This window comes from Massilia aurea (genome assembly GCF_040790145.1).
Classification (GTDB): Bacteria; Pseudomonadota; Gammaproteobacteria; order Burkholderiales; family Burkholderiaceae_D; genus Telluria; species Telluria aurea_C.
Genome location: NZ_JBFMMP010000002.1, coordinates 131,753 through 150,041, shown reverse-complemented (window position 1 = coordinate 150,041; position 18,289 = coordinate 131,753). Strand labels below are relative to the sequence as shown.

At 63.3% G+C, this 18,289-nt stretch carries 20 protein-coding genes and 1 riboswitch; of the genes, 7 read left to right on the top strand and 13 right to left on the bottom strand.

Going from position 1 to position 18,289, the window contains the following annotated elements:
* Window positions 1-164: 164 nt before the first annotated feature.
* The 5 genes from hemH to AB2N08_RS05205 form a co-directional block, all read right to left on the bottom strand.
* Window positions 165-1,274, bottom strand: a complete 1,110-nt coding sequence (gene hemH, locus AB2N08_RS05225; RefSeq protein ID WP_367609573.1) for a ferrochelatase — start codon at window positions 1,272-1,274, stop codon at window positions 165-167.
* Between the two features lie 135 nt (window positions 1,275-1,409).
* The gene (locus AB2N08_RS05220; protein ID WP_367609572.1) at window positions 1,410-1,838 is read right to left on the bottom strand and encodes an organic hydroperoxide resistance protein; all 429 of its coding nucleotides are present in this window, start codon (window positions 1,836-1,838) and stop codon (window positions 1,410-1,412) included.
* 317 nt (window positions 1,839-2,155) lie between these two features.
* A complete protein-coding gene (gene recN, locus AB2N08_RS05215) occupies window positions 2,156-3,820 on the bottom strand; it encodes a DNA repair protein RecN (RefSeq protein ID WP_367609571.1) in 1,665 nt (554 codons plus the stop codon).
* Window positions 3,821-3,895: 75 nt separating this feature from the next.
* Window positions 3,896-4,798: an NAD kinase gene (locus AB2N08_RS05210; RefSeq protein ID WP_367609570.1), complete on the bottom strand. Its 903-nt coding sequence runs from the start codon at window positions 4,796-4,798 to the stop codon at window positions 3,896-3,898.
* Window positions 4,799-4,928: 130 nt separating this feature from the next.
* Window positions 4,929-5,840: a DUF3667 domain-containing protein gene (locus tag AB2N08_RS05205; RefSeq protein ID WP_367609569.1), complete on the bottom strand. Its 912-nt coding sequence runs from the start codon at window positions 5,838-5,840 to the stop codon at window positions 4,929-4,931.
* Window positions 5,841-5,987: 147 nt separating this feature from the next.
* Between AB2N08_RS05205 and AB2N08_RS05200 the strand changes: the two genes are divergently transcribed.
* From AB2N08_RS05200 to ribB, 4 genes are all read left to right on the top strand, one after another.
* Window positions 5,988-6,326: a hypothetical protein gene (locus AB2N08_RS05200; protein WP_367609568.1), complete on the top strand. Its 339-nt coding sequence runs from the start codon at window positions 5,988-5,990 to the stop codon at window positions 6,324-6,326.
* Window positions 6,327-6,329: 3 nt separating this feature from the next.
* A complete protein-coding gene (locus tag AB2N08_RS05195) occupies window positions 6,330-6,761 on the top strand; it encodes an OsmC family protein (protein WP_367609567.1) in 432 nt (143 codons plus the stop codon).
* 95 nt (window positions 6,762-6,856) lie between these two features.
* Window positions 6,857-7,270: a lactoylglutathione lyase gene (gene gloA / locus AB2N08_RS05190; protein WP_367609566.1), complete on the top strand. Its 414-nt coding sequence runs from the start codon at window positions 6,857-6,859 to the stop codon at window positions 7,268-7,270.
* A 97-nt stretch (window positions 7,271-7,367) separates the two neighbouring features.
* A riboswitch (FMN riboswitch) is annotated at window positions 7,368-7,518 on the top strand.
* A gap of 107 nt (window positions 7,519-7,625) precedes the next feature.
* Window positions 7,626-8,273 carry a 3,4-dihydroxy-2-butanone-4-phosphate synthase gene (ribB, locus tag AB2N08_RS05185; protein WP_367609565.1) on the top strand — a complete coding sequence of 216 codons (648 nt, stop codon included), beginning with the start codon at window positions 7,626-7,628 and terminating at the stop codon, window positions 8,271-8,273.
* A 73-nt stretch (window positions 8,274-8,346) separates the two neighbouring features.
* Here the strand turns inward: ribB and AB2N08_RS05180 are convergent, their stop codons facing one another.
* The 4 genes from AB2N08_RS05180 to AB2N08_RS05165 all read right to left on the bottom strand — a co-directional run bounded on the left by AB2N08_RS05180 (window position 8,347) and on the right by AB2N08_RS05165 (window position 11,595).
* Entirely contained in the window at window positions 8,347-9,705 is a 1,359-nt protein-coding gene (locus AB2N08_RS05180) for a TolC family outer membrane protein (protein ID WP_367609564.1), read from the bottom strand.
* 39 nt (window positions 9,706-9,744) lie between these two features.
* Window positions 9,745-10,068, bottom strand: a complete 324-nt coding sequence (locus tag AB2N08_RS05175) for a rhodanese-like domain-containing protein (protein WP_367609563.1) — start codon at window positions 10,066-10,068, stop codon at window positions 9,745-9,747.
* 10 nt (window positions 10,069-10,078) lie between these two features.
* The gene (locus AB2N08_RS05170; RefSeq protein ID WP_367609562.1) at window positions 10,079-10,732 is read right to left on the bottom strand and encodes a protein-L-isoaspartate O-methyltransferase family protein; all 654 of its coding nucleotides are present in this window, start codon (window positions 10,730-10,732) and stop codon (window positions 10,079-10,081) included.
* A gap of 209 nt (window positions 10,733-10,941) precedes the next feature.
* Window positions 10,942-11,595, bottom strand: coding sequence for a TetR/AcrR family transcriptional regulator (locus AB2N08_RS05165; RefSeq protein ID WP_367609561.1), 654 nt, complete (start codon window positions 11,593-11,595; stop codon window positions 10,942-10,944).
* 180 nt (window positions 11,596-11,775) lie between these two features.
* Between AB2N08_RS05165 and AB2N08_RS05160 the strand changes: the two genes are divergently transcribed.
* Window positions 11,776-12,060: a YkgJ family cysteine cluster protein gene (locus tag AB2N08_RS05160; RefSeq protein WP_367609560.1), complete on the top strand. Its 285-nt coding sequence runs from the start codon at window positions 11,776-11,778 to the stop codon at window positions 12,058-12,060.
* 9 nt (window positions 12,061-12,069) lie between these two features.
* Here the strand turns inward: AB2N08_RS05160 and AB2N08_RS05155 are convergent, their stop codons facing one another.
* The gene (locus AB2N08_RS05155; RefSeq protein WP_367609559.1) at window positions 12,070-12,507 is read right to left on the bottom strand and encodes a hypothetical protein; all 438 of its coding nucleotides are present in this window, start codon (window positions 12,505-12,507) and stop codon (window positions 12,070-12,072) included.
* Between the two features lie 153 nt (window positions 12,508-12,660).
* Between AB2N08_RS05155 and AB2N08_RS05150 the strand changes: the two genes are divergently transcribed.
* Window positions 12,661-13,494, top strand: coding sequence for an undecaprenyl-diphosphate phosphatase (locus tag AB2N08_RS05150; protein ID WP_367609558.1), 834 nt, complete (start codon window positions 12,661-12,663; stop codon window positions 13,492-13,494).
* A 58-nt stretch (window positions 13,495-13,552) separates the two neighbouring features.
* Window positions 13,553-15,397 (top strand): DNA helicase RecQ, encoded by a 1,845-nt coding sequence (recQ, locus tag AB2N08_RS05145; protein WP_367609853.1) that lies wholly within the window; start codon window positions 13,553-13,555, stop codon window positions 15,395-15,397.
* Window positions 15,398-15,399: 2 nt separating this feature from the next.
* Here the strand turns inward: recQ and AB2N08_RS05140 are convergent, their stop codons facing one another.
* The 3 genes from AB2N08_RS05140 to trmB form a co-directional block, all read right to left on the bottom strand.
* Window positions 15,400-16,149 carry a LytR/AlgR family response regulator transcription factor gene (locus AB2N08_RS05140; RefSeq protein WP_367609557.1) on the bottom strand — a complete coding sequence of 250 codons (750 nt, stop codon included), beginning with the start codon at window positions 16,147-16,149 and terminating at the stop codon, window positions 15,400-15,402.
* Window positions 16,146-17,360: a sensor histidine kinase gene (locus tag AB2N08_RS05135; protein ID WP_367609556.1), complete on the bottom strand. Its 1,215-nt coding sequence runs from the start codon at window positions 17,358-17,360 to the stop codon at window positions 16,146-16,148. The genes AB2N08_RS05140 and AB2N08_RS05135 overlap by 4 nt, the downstream gene beginning before the upstream one ends.
* 118 nt (window positions 17,361-17,478) lie before the next feature.
* Window positions 17,479-18,159 carry a tRNA (guanosine(46)-N7)-methyltransferase TrmB gene (gene trmB, locus AB2N08_RS05130; protein WP_367609555.1) on the bottom strand — a complete coding sequence of 227 codons (681 nt, stop codon included), beginning with the start codon at window positions 18,157-18,159 and terminating at the stop codon, window positions 17,479-17,481.
* Window positions 18,160-18,289: the final 130 nt, after the last annotated feature.

Below are 18,289 nucleotides of genomic sequence, written 5' to 3'. Positions count from 1 at the left end.
CTGAAGTGGAAACGTATCCTGATTGATACACAGCGCACCAGATGGGGCGATCTCCTACAATTTCAAGGGATATTGCAAGAACACCATCTGAAATTCTGGTAATCAGCGCCAACAACCTGCCATTTTAGCAGGTTGTCAACAGGCAAGCTCGGGATGGGGTTGGCTCAGACCGGGGCGCCGAGGCTGGCAGCGCGCGCGGCGCCGCGTTCGGCGTCGATGCGGCGCTCTTCGCGCTGGGCCGGCGTGAGAATGGTTGGCCAGCCGATCAGGTGCTGTTCGGCGATTTCGGCCAGCCCGCGGATCCAGGCCGGCGACGCGTTCAGGCATGGAATGTAGTGGAATTGCTTGCCGCCGGCGGTTTCGAAATCGTGGCGCACTTCCATCGAGATTTCTTCCAGCGTTTCCAGGCAGTCGCTGGTAAAGCCGGGACAGATCATGTCGACGCGTTCGAGGCCATCGCGCGCCAGTTGCTGCACGGTCGGCGCGGTGTACGGCTGCAGCCACTCGGCCTTGCCGAAGCGCGACTGAAACGTGACCAGGTACTCGTCCTGGGTCAGGTCGAGCGCATTGGCCAGCAGGCGCGCTGTCTTGTAGCACTCGCAGTGATACGGGTCGCCCAGTTGCAGCGTGCGCTTGGGCACGCCGTGAAAGCTCATCACCAGCTTCTGGCCGCGGCCGTGGTTGTCCCAGTGGGCCAGCACGTTGTCGCGCAGCGCGTTGATATAGCCCTCGTGGTCGTGGTAGTGCTTCACCAGGCGCAGCTCGGGAATGTTGCGCACCTGCGCGTAGTGCTGGAATACGGCGTCCCAGATCGAGGCGGTGGTGGTGCCGGAATATTGGGGGTAAGCAGGCAGCACGACGATGCGGTCGGCGCCTTCTGCTTTCAGGCGGTCGAGCACGTCGGGCAAGGATGGCGAGCCATAGCGCATCGCCATCGTCACGGTCACGTCTTCATGGCCGCGCTCGGTCAGCATCGCCCCCAGGCGCGTCGCTTGCAGGGCGGTGTTCACGCGCAGGGGCGAACCTTCGCGGGTCCAGATAGTGCGGTACTTGGCGGCAGACTGGCCCGAGCGAAACGGCAGGATGATCAAATTCAGGATGCACCACCAGACCAGGCGCGGAATCTCGACCACGCGCGGGTCGGACAGGAACTGCTTCAGGTAGTTGCGGACTTTTGAACGCGTGGGTTCGTCGGGCGTGCCGAGGTTGACCAGCACGATCGCGCTGTGCGGCACGGCGCCGTGGGTGTGAGACGGTTCGGGACGAAATGGCATGAGGGAATGTTGAAGACAGGATCCAACCATTATATGGGTGGCATGCTCATGCCGCAGGGAGGAACAGCGGGTCAGCGGACTTTGGGCTGCCGGTCCGTGGTGTTCGAACCACGGACCGGCGTGTCTAGCGAAAAATCAGGTGCTCACGTGCAGGCGCACGTCGATATTGTTGCGGGTGGCGTTCGAGTACGGGCACACGATGTGGGCCTTGTCGACCAGCTCTTGCAGCTGGGCCTGGTCCATGCCCGGGCCCTTGATGGCCAGGTCGACTTCGATGCCGAAGCCGGTCGGGATCTGGCCGATGCCGACGTCGCCGGTAATGGTCAGGTCGGCCGGCAGCGCGACCTTGGCCTGGCCCGCGACAAATTTCAGCGCACCCAGGAAGCACGCCGAGTAACCGGCTGCGAACAGCTGTTCAGGATTGGTGCCCGCGCCGCCACCGCCGCCGAGTTCCTTTGGGGTGGAGAGGGTCAGATCAAGAACGCCGTCTGAACTTTTCGACGTACCTTCACGGCCGCCTTGCGACGTGGCTTGTGCGCGGTACAGGACTTTTTCGATGCTCATGCGAGTTCCTTTCAGTGGGGTGGTGGGTCAGGATCGAACTCGACTTTGCCACAGTTTGAAGAAAGGCGTGTGACTAAGGCGCACTTAAAAAAGTGGGCGAATTTATCCCGTCACCACCTGCCTCAGCACGTCATTCCCGCCACTGGCGGCAATGACGTCCCGCGGAGGCGGGAATCCAAGCTCGTTAGCGCAGATGCGAGCTCGAACGTAGGCACTGTGCATGCAATACTTGGGTTTCAGCCTCCGCTGGAACGACGTGCTCATGTACGTAGCAGAAGGTAATGGCATGGTCTTCGTAATCAGTGCTCTTCAACTGATCACGACGCCAGCAATTCCCGCGCATGCTTGCGCGTCGTCTCAGTGATCTCGATCCCGCCCAGCATCCGCGCCACTTCTTCGACCCGGGCGCGCTTGTCGAGCACGTCGATGCGCGAGACCGTGCGGCCGGCGTCGGTCGTGCCCTTGGCCACCTGGAAGTGCTGGTTCGCCTGGCTCGCCACTTGCGGCAAGTGCGTCACGCACAGCACTTGCCGCTGCTGGCCCAGGCGCTTGAGCAGGCGCCCCACCACCTCGGCCACCCCGCCGCCGATGCCGGTGTCGACTTCATCGAAAATGAGCGTCGGCACGGTGGTTGCATTCGACGTGATCACAGAGATCGCCAGCGAAATGCGCGCCAGCTCGCCGCCCGAGGCCACCTTGGCCAAGGCGCGCGGCACGACGCCCGCATGGCCGGCCACCAGAAATTCGATCTGCTCCAGGCCATGCGCAGTCGGCTCGCCGCGATTCAGGCCAATGGCGAAACTGCCGCCGCTCATGCTCAGCTCTTGCATCGCCGCCGTCACCTGCGTGCCCAGTTCGTGCGCGGCTTGCTCGCGCCGCGCCGACAGGCGCCCGGCCACGTCCATGTACGCCGCTTCGGCCTTTTGTTCCTGCTTGCGCAAGCCGTCGATGTCGGTGGCGTCGGCCAGCTGGCGCAGCTTGGTGGCCAGCAGCGCGTGTTCTTCGGGCAGTTCTTCGGGCGTGACGCGGTACTTGCGCGCCGCCGTGTGCAGCGCTTCCATGCGCGCATCGACTTCGCGCAGGCGCGCCGGGTCGAGCTCGACCTTGTCGATATAGGTGTTCAGTTCGGACACCGCTTCTTGCAGCTGGATGCGCGCCGGTTCCATGCAGTCGAGCACCGCCTGCAACTGCGTATCGACGTCGACCAGCTTGCCCAGCTTGGCGTTCAGCGCCGACAGTTGCGACAGGATCGGGTGATCGGATTCCGAGATCGCGGCCAGCGCTTCCTGCGCGCCCTCGAGCAGGCTGGCGGCGTGCGACAGGCGGCTGTGTTCGTTGCCGATGTCGAGCCACTCGCCGGCCTTTGGGGCCAGCTTGTCGAGCTCGGCCACTTGCCACTCGAGGCGCTCGCGCTCGATCAGCACGTTCTTGGCGTCGGCTTCGTATTCTTCGCGCTGGCGCACCAGCGCACGCCAGGCGCGCCAGGCTTGCGAGACCTCTTGCGCTTCGATGCGCGCGGCCGGGTCGCGCACGCCGATCTGGTTATCGAGCAGCGCGCGCTGGGCGTCGGGTTTCAGGAGGCTCTGGTGCGCGTGCTGGCCGTGGATATCGACCAGCATCTCGCCCAGCTCGCGCAGTTGCGCCGCCGTGGCCGCCACGCCATTGATATAACCCTTCGAGCGGCCGGCGTTGTCGATCACGCGGCGCAGCAGCGCCCCACCCTCGTCGACGCTGAATTCATGCTCGTCGAGCCACGCCCTGGCGACCTCGGTCGGCGCGAAGTCGGCCGTGATGTCGGCTTTGGCCGCGCCTTCGCGCACCATGCTGGCGTCGCCGCGCCCGCCCAGCGCCAGCTGCAGCGCATCGATCAGGATCGACTTGCCGGCGCCGGTTTCGCCGGTGAACACCGAGAAGCCGTTCGAGAATTCCAGTTCGATGGCGTCGACGATGACGAAGTCGCGGATGGTAAGTGTGCGCAGCATGAAAAATCGGGTCTCCGGCGGTTAGGGCGATGCTTGGCGATTCTGTGGCAAATGCGGGCGGCTGCGAGGGGCGGATTATTTGAGCATGCCGTCGTTGGTGGGGTACTCGTTCCAGTGCAGTTTCTGGCGCAGCGTGTGGTAGTAGCTCCAGTCTTGCGGATGCAGGAAGCTGATCGTGTGCGGCGAGCGCGAGATCACGATCTGGTCGCCCAGTTGCAGGCTCGTGAACGTCTGCATGTCGAAGTTGACGCTGATGTCGCGCCCGCTCACGAGTTCGACCACGATCTCGCTGGTATCGGGCACCACGATCGGCCGGTTCGACAGCGCATGCGGCGCGATCGGCACCAGTACCACGCCGCCCAGGCTCGGATGCAGCAACGGCCCGCCGGCCGACAGCGCGTACGCGGTCGAGCCGGTGGGCGTGGACACGATCAGGCCATCGGAGCGCTGGTTGTACATGAATTGACCATCGACGGAGAGCTTGAGTTCGACCATGCCGGCGCCGGTGCCGCGCGCAACGACCACATCGTTGACGGCCACGCTGGAAAAGATCAATGCGCCATCGCGCATCACGCGCGCCTCGAGCAGCGTGCGCTCTTCGCGCCGCGCGCGGCCCTGCAGGATGCCGCTCAACTCGGGCAGCATGTCGCCGAGCGCGATATCCGTGATGAACCCCAGGCGGCCCAGGTTGATGCCGATGAGGGCGATATCGTATTGGGCCAGCTGGCGCGCGATGCCGAGCATGGTGCCGTCGCCGCCGACCACGATGCCGATCCGCGCCTGGACGCCGATCTCGGCCACGGTCATGGACTCGATGTTCTCGAGCGCGAGATTGGCGGCGGTGTCGGCCTCGAACACGACGCGGTAGCCGGCTTCGCTCAGAAAATCGCGGATGCGGCCGACCGGCTCTTCGACGCCTGCCGTGTTATGCCGCACCACGAGCGCGATGATCTGTTGCGGTTGGGGCGAAGCGGGCATAGCAGTCTCGGCAGTAGTAGGTTAACAACACGCTGGAGATTAACCGATAATTCCTGCGGCTGCCATAGCAGCGCTCGACAAACACTGTACAGATGCACAGTATACCGGGCGCCGCCCCACTCCTGCAAGTTCAGCCCATCAGTGCGAGCGCCATGGCGGCGACCACGGCCAGGATCAGGCTCAGCACATGAAGCAGACTCAGCACGATCCAGCGAAGGCCAGTGGCCAGCGGCAGGCCGCCATACACGCGGTGCATCGCCAGGGGCAGATAGAACATCAGCCACAGTGACAGCGGTAGTTCCAGGAAATCCAGGCTCGGCGGTATGAGAAGGAGCACGCTGAACATCAGGAACGCGAATGCATTGGTGTGCAATCCGAACAGGAAATGCTCGCCATAGCGCCGCCCCGTTCGCACATACAGGATCCGCAGATACAGGGCGAACACCGGCATCAGTCCGAATACCGCGTACGGCGTGTAGCTGAAGAAGGCTTGCTTGAGGGCGGCTTCCTGTTCACGGCGCGGCAGGTCGAGGAAGTGCTGCACTTTCTGGCCCAGCGTCGCGTTCATCGAACCGACACCGGAGACGATGGGCGCAATGGAGCGCTTGAACTCACCTGCGTGCTCGGGTGTGCCGGCCACCATCCGCCTTGCCTTGGCGGCATCGTCTTCGGTCACGACCACGACGGCGGTGGGCCGGTCATCGCCGAGATTGATCACGGCCATCCCGCTGAACTTGAACAGCGCAAAGAAAATGATGCTGAACGTCAGGTACAGACGCAGCGGCTGCAGATAGCGCACGCGCCGGCCTTCGATGTACTCGCAAGTGAGAAAGCCCGGCTTGAAGATCAGCCCGCCAAGCGACTTCCACAGCGCGCCCTCGAGCGCCACGTAGTGGGCGATGAATTCGTGCAAAAACTCGCGCGCGGTCGGCACATGCAGGTGCGCAGCCTGCCCGCACTGATGGCAATAGTTGCCGCTCGTGGCTGCGCTGCAGTTCTTGCAAACGCCGCTCGCGTGCTGTGGCAGGGTGTCAGGGGTCACGGCGCGCCTTCGGTCAATACGCTCAAGATCACATCTTATCCAAGTAATTGCAAAAAAGCATCATATTTGCAAGATTCAATCGAGCGACTGTTTCGGGCGCAGGCAGTTAGGATGGGGATGACGAAAATACAAAAAAAGGAGATCGCCATGGCGACCAATGCAAAAGATCGTGCCGTGAATACGGACGAACCGATGAGCAACGATGGCGTGAAACGCCAACCGCATGAACGCGATGAATCGCCCGACGGCCAGGATACCGAGCCGCGCGGCGTCATGAAGCAGGCAGCCAGCGACCTGGAACAAGGCCTGATCGACACCGAAGCGCGCGGCACGCCGGGCATTTCGCAGGCAGTCAATGCCGCGCCCGGCGCCAGTGGCCAGGCCAAGCCGCTGCCCGACCGGCATCGCGACATGCGCGACCATGAGGCCGAGCCGGCGCCCGAAGCAAAAGAAGACGACCCCGACAACAACAGCGAAAGGAAATAACACATGACGATCAAACGCGACGGCAGCGCCGTATGGAGTGGTGGCATCAAGGATGGCAAGGGCCAGGTGTCGACCGGTAGCGGCGCACTGAAAGACCAGCCATATGGTTTCAACACCCGCTTTGAAGATGCACCGGGCACCAACCCCGAAGAACTGATCGGTGCGGCGCACGCCGGCTGCTTCACGATGGCGCTGTCGGGCCAGCTCGGCGCGGCCGGCCTGACCGCCGACGAGCTGCGCACCAAGGCCACCGTGTCGATGGAAAAAGTCGAAGGCGGCTTCTCGATCACCGCCGTGCACCTCGAACTGCGCGCGAAGATTCCGGGCGCGACCCAGGAAGCCTTCGACAAAGCCGCGACCAATGCAAAAGAAAATTGCCCGGTGTCGAAGCTGCTGAACGCAACCATCACGCTCGACGCCAAGCTCGAGAGCTAAAACGCTCAACCCGATGCGCATCCGCCCTTGTCCGGCAAGGAAACCGTCAAACGCATAAAATGACGGTCTTTTGCGAACCAGATAAGGCACACACGATGCGCATCCTGCATACCATGTTGAGGGTCGGCGACCTGCAACGCTCCATCGACTTCTACACCAACGTGCTGGGCATGAAATTGCTGCGCACGAGCGAGAACGCCGAATACAAATACAGCCTGGCCTTCCTCGGCTATGGCAGCAATCCCGATCACGCCGAACTCGAGCTGACCTATAACTGGGGCACCGACAGTTACGATATGGGCACGGCCTACGGCCACATCGCCATCTCGGCGACCGACATCTACGCTACCTGCGACCAGGTGCGCGCAGCCGGCGGCAACATCACGCGCGAGCCGGGCCCGGTCAAGGGCGGCAGCACCGTGATCGCCTTCATTACCGATCCGGATGGCTACAAGGTCGAGCTGATCGAACGTGCCGACCATGCCAGCGGTGGCGGCCTGAGCAGGTAACTGAGCAACTAACTGAGCAACCAAGCCGGCCGCCTGCAGAGATCGCGCGGCGCTGCTACAATCGCCGCGCCTGCACGTTGCAGGCAACAACTTACAATGACGTCTTCGGGGCGGGGTGCGATTCCCCACCGGCGGTATGACCGGCAACGGTCGAGCCCGCGAGCGCCTGCCTGGCATTGCCGGGCAGGGTCAGCAGATCTGGTGCGATGCCAGAGCCGACGGTATAGTCCGGATGAAAGAAGATGTGCGCTTTCACGCGCCCGGCCTGCCACAAGTCTCACTTGCGGTGGGCCGGGTGCGCGGCTTCGCTGTGCCCTGATGCGTTTTTCGCCAACTTATGCGAGGAGCGTTTCACATGCTGGTCCCTACCTATACCCTCTACAGTAACGATCTCGAAGGTCGCATCGCCATCGCGTTGCAAGCCATCCGTGCCGGCGTGCCGGTCATCCTGCTCGACGATTTCGACCGCGAGAACGAGGCCGATTTGATTGTCGCCGCCGAGAAAATCAACGATGAAACCATGGCCCTGATGATCCGCGAATGCAGCGGCATCGTCTGCCTGTGCCTGTCGGATGACAAGGTGCGCGCGCTGGAACTGCCGCCAATGGCGCCGGAAAACGGCAGCCGCTACGGCACGCCGTTCACGGTGTCGATCGAGGCGCGCCATGGCGTGACCACCGGTGTGTCGGCCGCCGACCGCGTTACCACCATCAAGGCCGCCATCGCGCGCAATGCCCAACCGGATGACGTCGTGCGCCCAGGCCATGTGTTCCCGCTGCGCGCGACGACTGGTGGCGTGCTGGCCCGTGCCGGCCATACCGAAGGCTCGGTCGACCTGGCCAGGCTGGCGGGCCTGCAACCGGCAGCGGTGCTGTGCGAGCTGATGAATGCTGACGGCACCATGATGCGCGGCGAGCAGATCGAGCAGTTCGCCGAAGAGCGCGGTTTTCCGATCCTGACGATCGCTGAATTGATTCAGTGGCGCCGGGCGCGCGCGCTGTAAGCGTAGAGGTTGGCTGAGAAAACTTAGGCTCCCGCCTCCGCGGGAGCGACGTTCGAATGATCTTGCAGCAGACTTATTCGGCCAGCAGACTGTTCACCGGCGTCAGATCTGCCTCGCGCAGCGAACCGGCCGCTGCCTTCAGGCGCAGGCCATTGATGATCACGTCATAGCGCGCACGCGACAGGTCGGTGCGGGTCTGGTACAGCTGGCGCTGCGCATTGAGCACGTCGATATTGATCCGCACGCCAACCTGGTAACCGAGCTTGTTCGATTCGAGCGCCGACTGGCTCGACACTTCCGCCGCTTCCAATGCCTTTACTTGCGCCAGACCGCTGTTCACACCCAAAAAAGACTGACGCGCCTGCAGCGCTGCATTGCGGCGGGTTGCTTCAAGATCGTTGCGCGCGCGGTCTTCCAGCGCGATCGATTCACGCACACGGCTGGTGACAGCAAAGCCGCTGAAGATCGGCACGCTCCACTGCAGACCGATGGCGTTGTTATTGGTGTCGCCCGAGCTGCCGGTGCGGCCGTTGACGTCGCGGCGGGTCGAGCTGGCCACGAGGTCGAGCGTCGGCAAGTGGCCGGCGCGGTTGCGCGAGATGTCGCGCGTGGCGATTTCCACCTGGAGCTGGCCGACCGTCACGCCATAGTTCTGGTTCTCGGCCGACGACACCCATGGATCGACCGTGGCCGGCTGCGGCACGGCCAGCGTGGTGCCAGGTTTCAGTGCCGCCAGATTGCCCGGTGCGGTGCCGATGATCGCCTGCAACGCATTGCGCTTGTTGTCCAGATCATTGACGGCAGCGAATTCCTGCGCCAGCACCAGGTCGTACGCCGCTTGCGCCTCGTGCGTGTCGGTGATGGTCTGGGTGCCGACCTCGAAGTTGCGCTTGGCCGAGGCCAGTTGCTCGGTGGTCGCGTCCTTCTGGGCGCGGGTCGATTCGAGCGCGTCTTGCGAGGCCAGTACGTCAAAGTAGGCTTGCGCCACGCGCGTGATCAAGTCTTGCTGGGCCTGCGCAAACTGCGCTTCGGCAATGGCTTGCTGGAGTTTGCTTTGCTGGTAGGTTTCCCAACGATCCCAGCGATACAGAGGCTGTTGCAGCGACAGCGTGTATTCATTGGTGCGCAGGTTTGAACCGCTGCTGCCGATGATGCCCGGCTGGCCATTCGGCAAGGTGCCGAGCTGGCCAACGTTCCATGGATCGAAATCATTGTCGTTCTTGGACAACCCACCGCTGATACCAACGGTCGGGAGCAAGCCCGCACGCCCCTGCGTGATCCGCTCGCGGCCCGCGGATAGCGACGCGCGCGCACTCGCGTACGTCGCATCGTTGGCCAGCGCCTGCTGGTACACCTGGATCAGGTCGGCAGCGCTGGCGTTGAGCGAGAAGCACGCGCTCGCAAGCAGCACGGCGATAAGGGGTTTCTGCATTGCTATCTCCACAGGGGTCATCAAGTTTTTTCGATCAGGTCAGTACGTCGGCATCGACGGATCGACCTGCAAGGCCCAGGCGTGTATCCCGCCCGTCAAGTTGGTTACGTTGCTAAAACCATTGCGCTCGAGGAAGGCAGCGACCTGCATGCTGCGCGCCCCGTGATGACAGATGCAGACGACCTCGCGGTCGTCGTCGATCTCGGTCACGCGCACCGGAATCAGGTTCATCGGAATCTGGGTCGAGCCGGCAATCTGGCAGGTTTCGAATTCCCAGTTCTCGCGCACGTCGAGCAGCAGCGGCTGCTCGCGCGCCGGATCGGCCAGCCGGGCGGCCAATTCGGGAGCAGTAATCTGTTGCATTGCGGCGCCCTTAGAACGTGAAGCCCGACGGCTTCGATGCGCCCGTCAATGGCTTGGCGACGGTCTCGAACACGGTGACCGCGTCATGCGCCGTGGCCGACGTGCGGGTGATCAGCTGGCAAGTCATGGCCGGCGCCGCGCCGACGATCGCGATCATGCGACCGCCGATTTTCAGTTGCTTGATCAGTGCTTCCGGCAGCAGCGGCAGCGCGCCCGAGACCACGATCACGTCGTAGTCGGTGCCAGTGGCCCAGCCTTGCGCGCCATTGCCCACTTCGACCGACACATTGGTGATGCCGGCGGCGTCCAGGTTCTGCTTGGCCTGGGCTGCGGTGTCCGGCAGGATTTCAACGCTCGTCACGTGACGCGCCTTGCTTGCCAGCAGTGCAGCCAGGTAGCCGGAACCGGTGCCGACCTGCAGCACGTTGTCGCCCTGCTTGACCGCGGCCTCTTGCGCCATGCGCGCTTCGACCTTCGGATTGAGCATGGCTTCGCCGCCCGGCAGCGGGATTTCGGTGTCGGCAAATGCCAGGTTCTGGTAGGCCTGTGGGACAAATTGTTCACGCTTGACCACGTGCAGCAGGTCGAGGATGTCCTGGTCCAGCACATTCCAAGGACGGATCTGCTGTTCGATCATATTGAAGCGGGCTTGTTCGATATTCATTTCAGTTCTCGGTGGAAAAATAAACAATCCGATATTCTAATCCGTGAACGGTGCTGGAACCTATCTGAATAGATGTCTCGATGCACATCTTATCGACGCACGGCGTCCCCAGCGGTAAATTGCGACAGTCTGCAGTTTGGAGGGGATGAACGCCAGAAAACCGTCCTTGGCGTGAAGGGCAACTCAGTGGGGGAACTCAGTGGACGAACTCAGTGGGAAATTGCCGGGGTACTCGGCACGAGGCCATTGAGCGTAATGTCGAGGAAGGCGTCGAGGAACGCTTCCGGCTGCAGGTCGCAGCGTTCGCACGGGGCGATGGTGTGCTTCCAGGTCGACAGCATCAGCATCGGCGCGATCAAGACCTGGGTCGTCTGCGCGATATCGATGGCGCGAAACTCGCCGCGCTGTACGCCGCGCTCGAGCATGCTCGAGATCATGCGCATGCCGCGGCTCATCACTTCGGTCTGGTAAAAACGCGCGAGCTCGGGGAAATTATCGGCTTCTGCGAAGATCAGCTTGCTGATGCCTGACGCCTTGGTGGCGCCCACGCTATGCCACCACGACAGGATCACGTTGCGCAACAGCTCGGCGCTGTGTCCTTCGAACTCGGCCACCGAGACTTCGGCCTGGCCCAGCATCGGCACGATGCTCTGGCGCACGACAGCCTTGAACAGGTCTTCCTTGTTGGCGTAATACAGGTACAAGGTGCCCTTGGAGACACCAGCGCGCTTGGCCACGTCTTCCAGGCGGGTCGAGGCAAATCCCCGTTCCACGAACAGCTCGATCGCGGCAGAGAGCAGCTCTTGCGGCCGCGCTTCCTTGCGACGTTCCCAGCGTGGCTTACCGTCTGTTTGGCAGTCCATTTTCCCACCCGGAAATTATCTAAGGAACAACCAATATAGACCTGTCTTATTGATGTCGTCAAGCGGCCGTTGCGCAACCGAAACTATATTAATTGCGCGCCACAAGCGGTCGCTAAAGTCACTCTCGCCTGGCGGCGCCGGGGCCGATGTATACTGGCGCCCTGTCCACGCCCACGATCCATGCTTTCCACCTCCGCCCCCTTCCAGTGCCGCCCCCAATGCGGCGCCTGCTGCACCGCGCCGTCGATCACCAGCCCGATACCGGGTATGCCCGATGGCAAGCCGGCTGGCGTACGCTGCGTGCAATTGGGAGAGGACGAGCGCTGCCGCATTTTCGGGCAACCGGAGCGGCCAGCCTTTTGCGGCGGTCTGCAACCCTCGCACGAGATGTGTGGCGATACCCGTGCACAGGCGATGTTCTGGTTGAGCGAGCTGGAGCGACTGACGGCGCCCGACAAGACATGAGGCCGGAGCTTACACCGCCGGCTTGCCGCGCGCCTGCTGCACCCGCTGGAACAAGCCACCAAGCGTCAGGCCGTCGTGCCAGATATCGCTGAGCAAGACACCGTAGCGTTCGCGCAGCGCGCGTGCCAGCGGTTCGATGTCGGCGGCGTCGGGCATCCAGCGCGACGGCCTGGCGGCGCGCACGACATTGAGCACCGGATCATCAGGGCGCAGATGCAGGCGATCGCAGTCGCCAAAGGCACAGGCCTTGCCGAAGACGGTCAGGAATTCGCGGATGTCTTTACGGGAAGCGGAAGGGAAAGAACTGCGCCACGCCCGGCCTTGAAAAGGACGGTAACGCAAGGCGTTGGGCAACTGCCAATCATGAAATGCTACCCAGGCCAGCGCAGCAAGAATGAGGACAAGAAAAAGACTCATGGGTTGAGTGTAGCACGCGTTTTTGCGCATGACACATCTTTACGGCGAGATTAAAAACGGCCTTGCGGCATGCCCGGCCGTCTCGTACGGTTCAGTTAGACCGACGGCAGCCACGCCGCTCATGGTAAGCTTTGCCCCCGCGCACGTACCTTCCACAGTTCACTTCCACAGCTAAAAATAACCATGGATATTGTTCTCGCCATCAAGGCAATCATCATGGGCCTGGTCGAGGGTTTCACTGAATTCCTTCCGATTTCATCGACCGGCCACCTGATCCTGATGGGCAGCCTGCTCGATTTCACCGGCCCCAAGTCGACCGTGTTCAAGATTGTGATCCAGGCCGGCGCCATGCTGGCCGTGGTCTGGGAATACCGCGCGCGCATCGCGACGGTGGCCAGCGGGCTGGGTTCCGATCCCGTCCAGCAGCGCTTTGCGCGCAATGTCGTGATCGCGTTCTTCCCCGCCGCGATCGCCGGCGTACTGTTCAGTGCGGCCATCACCGAAGTGCTGTTCTACCCTGTACCGGTGGCCATTGCCCTGGTGCTCGGTGGTGTCATTATCCTGTGGGTCGAGCATCGCAATCGCCAGAACCCCAAGCCGGCGCGGGTCGAGACGGTCGACGACATGACCATGCTCGACGCGCTCAAGGTCGGCTGCGCGCAAGCCTTCGCGCTGATTCCCGGCACCAGCCGGTCGGGCTCGACCATTATCGGCGGCATGCTGTTCGGCCTGTCGCGCAAGGCGGCCACCGAGTTCTCGTTCTTCCTGGCCATGCCGACGATGCTTGGCGCCACCGTCTACTCGGTCGCCAAGGAACGCGACCTGCTGTCGATGGCCGACGTGCCGCTGTTTAGTCTGGGCTTTTTCTCGGCGTTTATTTCCGCCTTCCTGTGCGTGCGCTGGCTCCTGCGCTACATCAGCACGCACGACTTCACGATCTTCGCCTGGTACCGTATCGTATTCGGTATCCTGATCCTCGTGACCGCCCAATTCAACCTGCTCACCTGGGCGGAATAAACCTGCAGCAACAGCCGGTCCAACACACAGCTTGAACACTTTGTCCGACATCGAAAGCATGAATCCCGATACCGGCGCCGACACTGGCGCCGACCTCAGCACGCGCGCGCTCCATGTGCTCGAAACCGTCTTCGGCTATCCCGCCTTCCGCGGGCAGCAGGGCGAGATCGTCGAGCACGTGGCCAGCGGCGGCGACGCGCTGGTGCTGATGCCCACCGGCGGCGGCAAGTCGCTGTGCTACCAGATTCCGGCGCTGCTGCGCGACGGCGTCGGCGTGGTCATCTCGCCGCTCATCGCGCTGATGCAAGACCAGGTCGATGCGCTCGAAGAAGTCGGCGTGCGCGCCGCGTTCCTCAATTCGACGCAGACGTTCGAAGAAGCCATGCGCATCGAGCGCCTCGTGCGCACCGGCGAGATCGACCTGGTCTACGTGGCGCCCGAGCGCCTCATGACCACGCGCTGTCTTGAGCTGTTCGACGCATCGAATATCTCGCTGTTCGCCATCGACGAGGCGCACTGCGTCTCGCAGTGGGGCCATGATTTCCGGCCCGAATACATCCGCCTGTCGATCCTGCACGAGCGCTTTCCCAATGTGCCGCGCATCGCGCTCACGGCGACGGCCGACCAGCAAACGCGCGCCGAAATCGCGCTGCGCCTGCAACTGGGCGAAGCGCGCCAGTTCGTCTCGTCGTTCGACCGCCCCAATATCCGCTACTCCATTGTCGAGAAAGCCAACGGCCGCAAGCAGCTGCTCGACTTCATCGCCGGCGAACACGCGGGCGATTCGGGCATCGTCTACTGCCTGTCGCGCAAGAAGGTCGAAGAAACGGCCGACTTCCTGAATGAAAACGGCATCCGCGCGATGGCGTATCACGCCGGCATGGACTACGCCGTGCGCGCCAAGAACCAGGCGCGCTTCCTGCGCGAAGAAAACATCGTCATGGTCGCCACCATCGCCTTCGGCATGGGGATCGACAAACCCGACGTGCGCTTCGTGTGCCACCTCGATCTGCCAAAAAGCATCGAGGGTTACTACCAGGAGACCGGCCGCGCCGGCCGTGACGGCGGCCCCGCCAGCGCCTGGATGGCCTACGGCCTGCAAGACGTGGTGCTGCAGCGCCGGATGATCGACGAATCCGAGGCCGACGAAACCTTCAAGCGCGTGCTGTCGATGAAGCTCGACGCCATGCTCGGCCTGTGCGAAACGCTGTCGTGCCGCCGCATGCGCCTGCTCGACTATTTCGGCGAACGCTCCGGCCCCTGCGGCAACTGCGACACGTGTTTGATCCCGCCGGTGAGCTTCGACGGTTCGGTGCCGGTGCAAAAGCTGCTCTCCACCATCTACCGGGTCGACCAGCGCTTTGCCGGCGGCCACGTGATCGACGTGCTGCGCGGCGCGACCACCGAACGCATCACCCAGTGGCACCACGACAAGCTCACCGTGTACGGCGTCGGCGCCGACCGCAGCGAACAAGAGTGGCGCGCAATATTGCGCCAGGCGATTGCGCTGGGCCTGGTCACGGTCGATCACGACGCCTTCAGCTCGCTCAAGCTCACCGACGCCGCGCGTCCGGTGCTCAAGGGCGAGCAGACGGTGCAGCTGCGCCAGTACCAGAAACCGGTCAAGGCCAAGCGCCCTTCCACGGCACGCTCGACATTTGTCGAAGTGGAGCTGTCGCGCTCCGAGCAGGGCATCTTCGACCGCCTGCGCTCGTGGCGCATGGGCACCGCGCGCGAGCACGGCGTGCCGGCGTATGTCGTGTTCCAGGATGCGACGCTGCGCGAGATCGCCAAGGTCAAGCCGACCTCGATCGACCAGCTGCGCGGCGTGACCGGTGTGGGCGAGAAAAAGCTCGTGTCGTATGGCGACGAGATTGTCGCGATCATCAACGAGATGCTGTAGTCCTATTCGCGAAACAGGTGCGTGAAACTGCGGCTGACGGGCAGCACTTCGCTGCTGCCGCGCAGCAGCACCTGCATGCGTTCGGCGTCGATGCGCTCGGCGGCGCGGATCGCCGTCACCTTCACCACCGTGCCGCGGTGGATTTGCCAGAATTTGTCGGCATCGAGCCCACCCAGTAAATCCTTCAGCGGGATGCGCACCAGCGCCTCCGAGCCTTCCAGCACCACGCGCGTGTACTTGGTATCGGCCTGGAAAAACAGTACCTCATTCACGTCGATCAGGCGTATCTGCTTGCCCACGCTGGCCTTGAGCCATTTCAGTTTTTCGCGTGCCGGCGCGGGCGACGCGGCTTGCACCTGCCTGACGATGGCGCTCATGTCAGTTGGCCTGCTGTCGAGTTTTTCACGTAACCGCGCCAGCGCTTTGTCCAGGCGCCCCGGCTGGATGGGTTTGAGCAGATAGTCGACCGCGCCGGCGTCGAACGCGTCGACCGCGTACTGGTCGTAGGCGGTGACGAACACCACGTGCGCCTTGCGGCCGATGCGCTCGGCCACTTCCAGGCCGGTCAGGCCGGGCATGCGGATGTCGAGGAAGACCACGCGCGGCGTGTGCTCCAGATACGCGTCCCAGGCATCGAGGCCGTTGTCGACGGCGGCCACCACCTGCGCCCCGGGCCAGGCGCGCGCGAGCATGTCCGTCAGGCGCTCGCGCATCAACGGTTCGTCTTCGGCGACCAGTAGCGTGACCGTCATTGTTCTTCCTTGCGCGGGATGAGGATCTCGGCCAGCAGGCCAGGTTCGGCTTCGCTCAGCGCCAGGATTGCATCGTCGCCGTAGGCCAGGCGCAGGCGGCTGCGCACATTGTCCAGGCCCGTGCCGTTGCCGGGCGTGTCGCTCATGCCCAGGCCGCTGTCGTGCACCGCGACGCGAATGTGATCGGCATCTTCATGGGCGGTGACCGTGATTTCGCCGCCGCGCAGCGATGGCTCGATGCCGTGCTTGATCGCGTTCTCGGCCAGCGTCAGCACCAGCATGCTGGGGATGGGCGTGGCTGCCAGCGCAGGCGGCAAATCGATGCGCACGCGCAGGCGCTCGCCCATCCGGATCTGCATCACGGCCAGGTACGATTCGACCAGGCCGAATTCGGTTGCTAGGCTTACCTGCTCGCGGCGCATATCGCTCATGCTGGCGCGCAGAAAATCGATCAGGTGCGACGTGAGTTCGGCCGCGCGCGGCGCTTTGTCTTCGGCCAGTTGCTGCACCGCGCCGAGGGTGTTGAACAGAAAATGCGGCTCGATCTGTGCGCGCAGCAGGCGTAACTGGGTTTCGCTCAGTTCGCGCGCAAGGCGGGCCTGCTCGGCGTCGCGCTGCAGTTGCATGGCGAGCGCCTGGTAGTGGCGGTTGCGCAGCGTCGCGACCAGGATCAGGGGCGCGGCCACCAGCACAGTCGCGGCAATGGTCACGATGGCGATAGTGCGGGGCAGCGTCTCGAGTACGGCCTGTAACGGTTCGCCTTTGACGAGCGTGGCGACGATACCGCCATACACGCCCCCGATCACGCCCAGGCCGACCATCTTGACGAGCGCCCTGCCCTTGGCATGCGCGATCTTGCGGTAGTTGAACCAGACCCCGAGCAGGGACGCGGCCAGCGCCACGCCGATGACATTGGCGACAACGACTGCCCGCCACCAGTGCGTATCGGGCAGGAACGCCAGCTTGACCAGCAGACCGACTGCCGACAGGATGACGCACAGTTTGAGCAACGCAAGCAACAGCTGCGATCCGCGGGTCGTGGTGGAGAACTTGTACAACTCACCGCGCTCGTTCGCGGACAGCGCCGCCAGCTTGCAGGCGACATAGCGGCGGTAGCCGGCCGGCGCCTGCTGGGCCAGGCCCGGGTTCTGCATCACCGCCAGCTGCTCCTGTTCCCACGTTCTGTACCACTTCACAATCCGTGCCCACATGGCGTCCTCCGTTCCCGTTAATGTATAGCAACGAGACCAGTCTAGGAAAGGATCGCCGCTGTGGCCAGCGGCGGGTGACGAACGACGAAGGCGGTGGTGCGAACGACGACTGACTTGTTTATTTACGCGTGAAGACCAGGTCCCACACGCCGTGACCGAGCTTGATGCCGCGGTTCTCGAACTTGGTCAGTGGGCGGTACGCCGGCTGCGGCGCATAGCCCTCGGCGGTATTGGTCAGTTCCGGCTCGGCGCCCAGCACTTCCAGCATCTGCACCGCGTAGTCTTCCCAGTCAGTCGCCAGGTGCAGGTAGCCGCCCGGCGCCAGCTTCTGGCACAGCAGCTTGACGAACGCCGGCTGGATCAGGCGGCGCTTGTTGTGGCGCGCCTTGTGCCATGGGTCCGGGAAGAACACGTGCACGCCATCGAGCGAGCCGTCGGCGATCATGTGATTCAACACCTCGAACACATCGTGCTGGATCAGGCGCAGGTTGGCGATGTCCTGCTCGCCGATCTGCTTGAGCAGGCTGCCCACGCCCGGCGTGTGCACTTCGACGCCGATGAAGTCCTTCTCGGGCATCAGCTTGGCGATGTGGGCGGTGGTGTCGCCCATGCCGAAGCCGATTTCCAGGATCACCGGCGCGCTGCGGCCGAAGGCCTGCGCCATGTCGAGCGGTTCTTTCTTGTACTCGATCAGGAACTTCGGGCCCTGTTCATCGAAGGCCCGCGCCTGCGCGGTCGACAGCCGGCCCGCACGCGTGACAAAGCTGCGGATGCGGTGTTCGGTGGGATCGTACAGCATGGACCGCGCCGGGCCATTGTTGGGCTTATCAAGAGACATGGGATTCGAGGACGAAGAAAGTGAAGAGGAAAAAGCGGCTGTCATTATAGCCGACGCGCCGCGCCGCCCGGATCGGCCATAATCGTGCATT

Bases quoted from the DNA above. Each gene is read 5' to 3' on its own strand.
- hemH (WP_367609573.1), bottom strand. From the start codon at position 1,274: ATGCCATTTCGTCCCGAACCGTCTCACACCCACGGCGCCGTGCCGCAC.
- AB2N08_RS05220 (WP_367609572.1), bottom strand. From the start codon at position 1,838: ATGAGCATCGAAAAAGTCCTGTACCGCGCACAAGCCACGTCGCAAGGC.
- recN (WP_367609571.1), bottom strand. From the start codon at position 3,820: ATGCTGCGCACACTTACCATCCGCGACTTCGTCATCGTCGACGCCATC.
- AB2N08_RS05210 (WP_367609570.1), bottom strand. From the start codon at position 4,798: ATGCCCGCTTCGCCCCAACCGCAACAGATCATCGCGCTCGTGGTGCGG.
- AB2N08_RS05200 (WP_367609568.1), top strand. From the start codon at position 5,988: ATGGCGACCAATGCAAAAGATCGTGCCGTGAATACGGACGAACCGATG.
- AB2N08_RS05195 (WP_367609567.1), top strand. From the start codon at position 6,330: ATGACGATCAAACGCGACGGCAGCGCCGTATGGAGTGGTGGCATCAAG.
- gloA (WP_367609566.1), top strand. From the start codon at position 6,857: ATGCGCATCCTGCATACCATGTTGAGGGTCGGCGACCTGCAACGCTCC.
- ribB (WP_367609565.1), top strand. From the start codon at position 7,626: ATGCTGGTCCCTACCTATACCCTCTACAGTAACGATCTCGAAGGTCGC.
- AB2N08_RS05180 (WP_367609564.1), bottom strand. From the start codon at position 9,705: ATGCAGAAACCCCTTATCGCCGTGCTGCTTGCGAGCGCGTGCTTCTCG.
- AB2N08_RS05175 (WP_367609563.1), bottom strand. From the start codon at position 10,068: ATGCAACAGATTACTGCTCCCGAATTGGCCGCCCGGCTGGCCGATCCG.
- AB2N08_RS05170 (WP_367609562.1), bottom strand. From the start codon at position 10,732: ATGAATATCGAACAAGCCCGCTTCAATATGATCGAACAGCAGATCCGT.
- AB2N08_RS05165 (WP_367609561.1), bottom strand. From the start codon at position 11,595: ATGGACTGCCAAACAGACGGTAAGCCACGCTGGGAACGTCGCAAGGAA.
- AB2N08_RS05160 (WP_367609560.1), top strand. From the start codon at position 11,776: ATGCTTTCCACCTCCGCCCCCTTCCAGTGCCGCCCCCAATGCGGCGCC.
- AB2N08_RS05155 (WP_367609559.1), bottom strand. From the start codon at position 12,507: ATGCGCAAAAACGCGTGCTACACTCAACCCATGAGTCTTTTTCTTGTC.
- AB2N08_RS05150 (WP_367609558.1), top strand. From the start codon at position 12,661: ATGGATATTGTTCTCGCCATCAAGGCAATCATCATGGGCCTGGTCGAG.
- recQ (WP_367609853.1), top strand. From the start codon at position 13,553: ATGAATCCCGATACCGGCGCCGACACTGGCGCCGACCTCAGCACGCGC.
- AB2N08_RS05140 (WP_367609557.1), bottom strand. From the start codon at position 16,149: ATGACGGTCACGCTACTGGTCGCCGAAGACGAACCGTTGATGCGCGAG.
- AB2N08_RS05135 (WP_367609556.1), bottom strand. From the start codon at position 17,360: ATGTGGGCACGGATTGTGAAGTGGTACAGAACGTGGGAACAGGAGCAG.
- trmB (WP_367609555.1), bottom strand. From the start codon at position 18,159: ATGCTGTACGATCCCACCGAACACCGCATCCGCAGCTTTGTCACGCGT.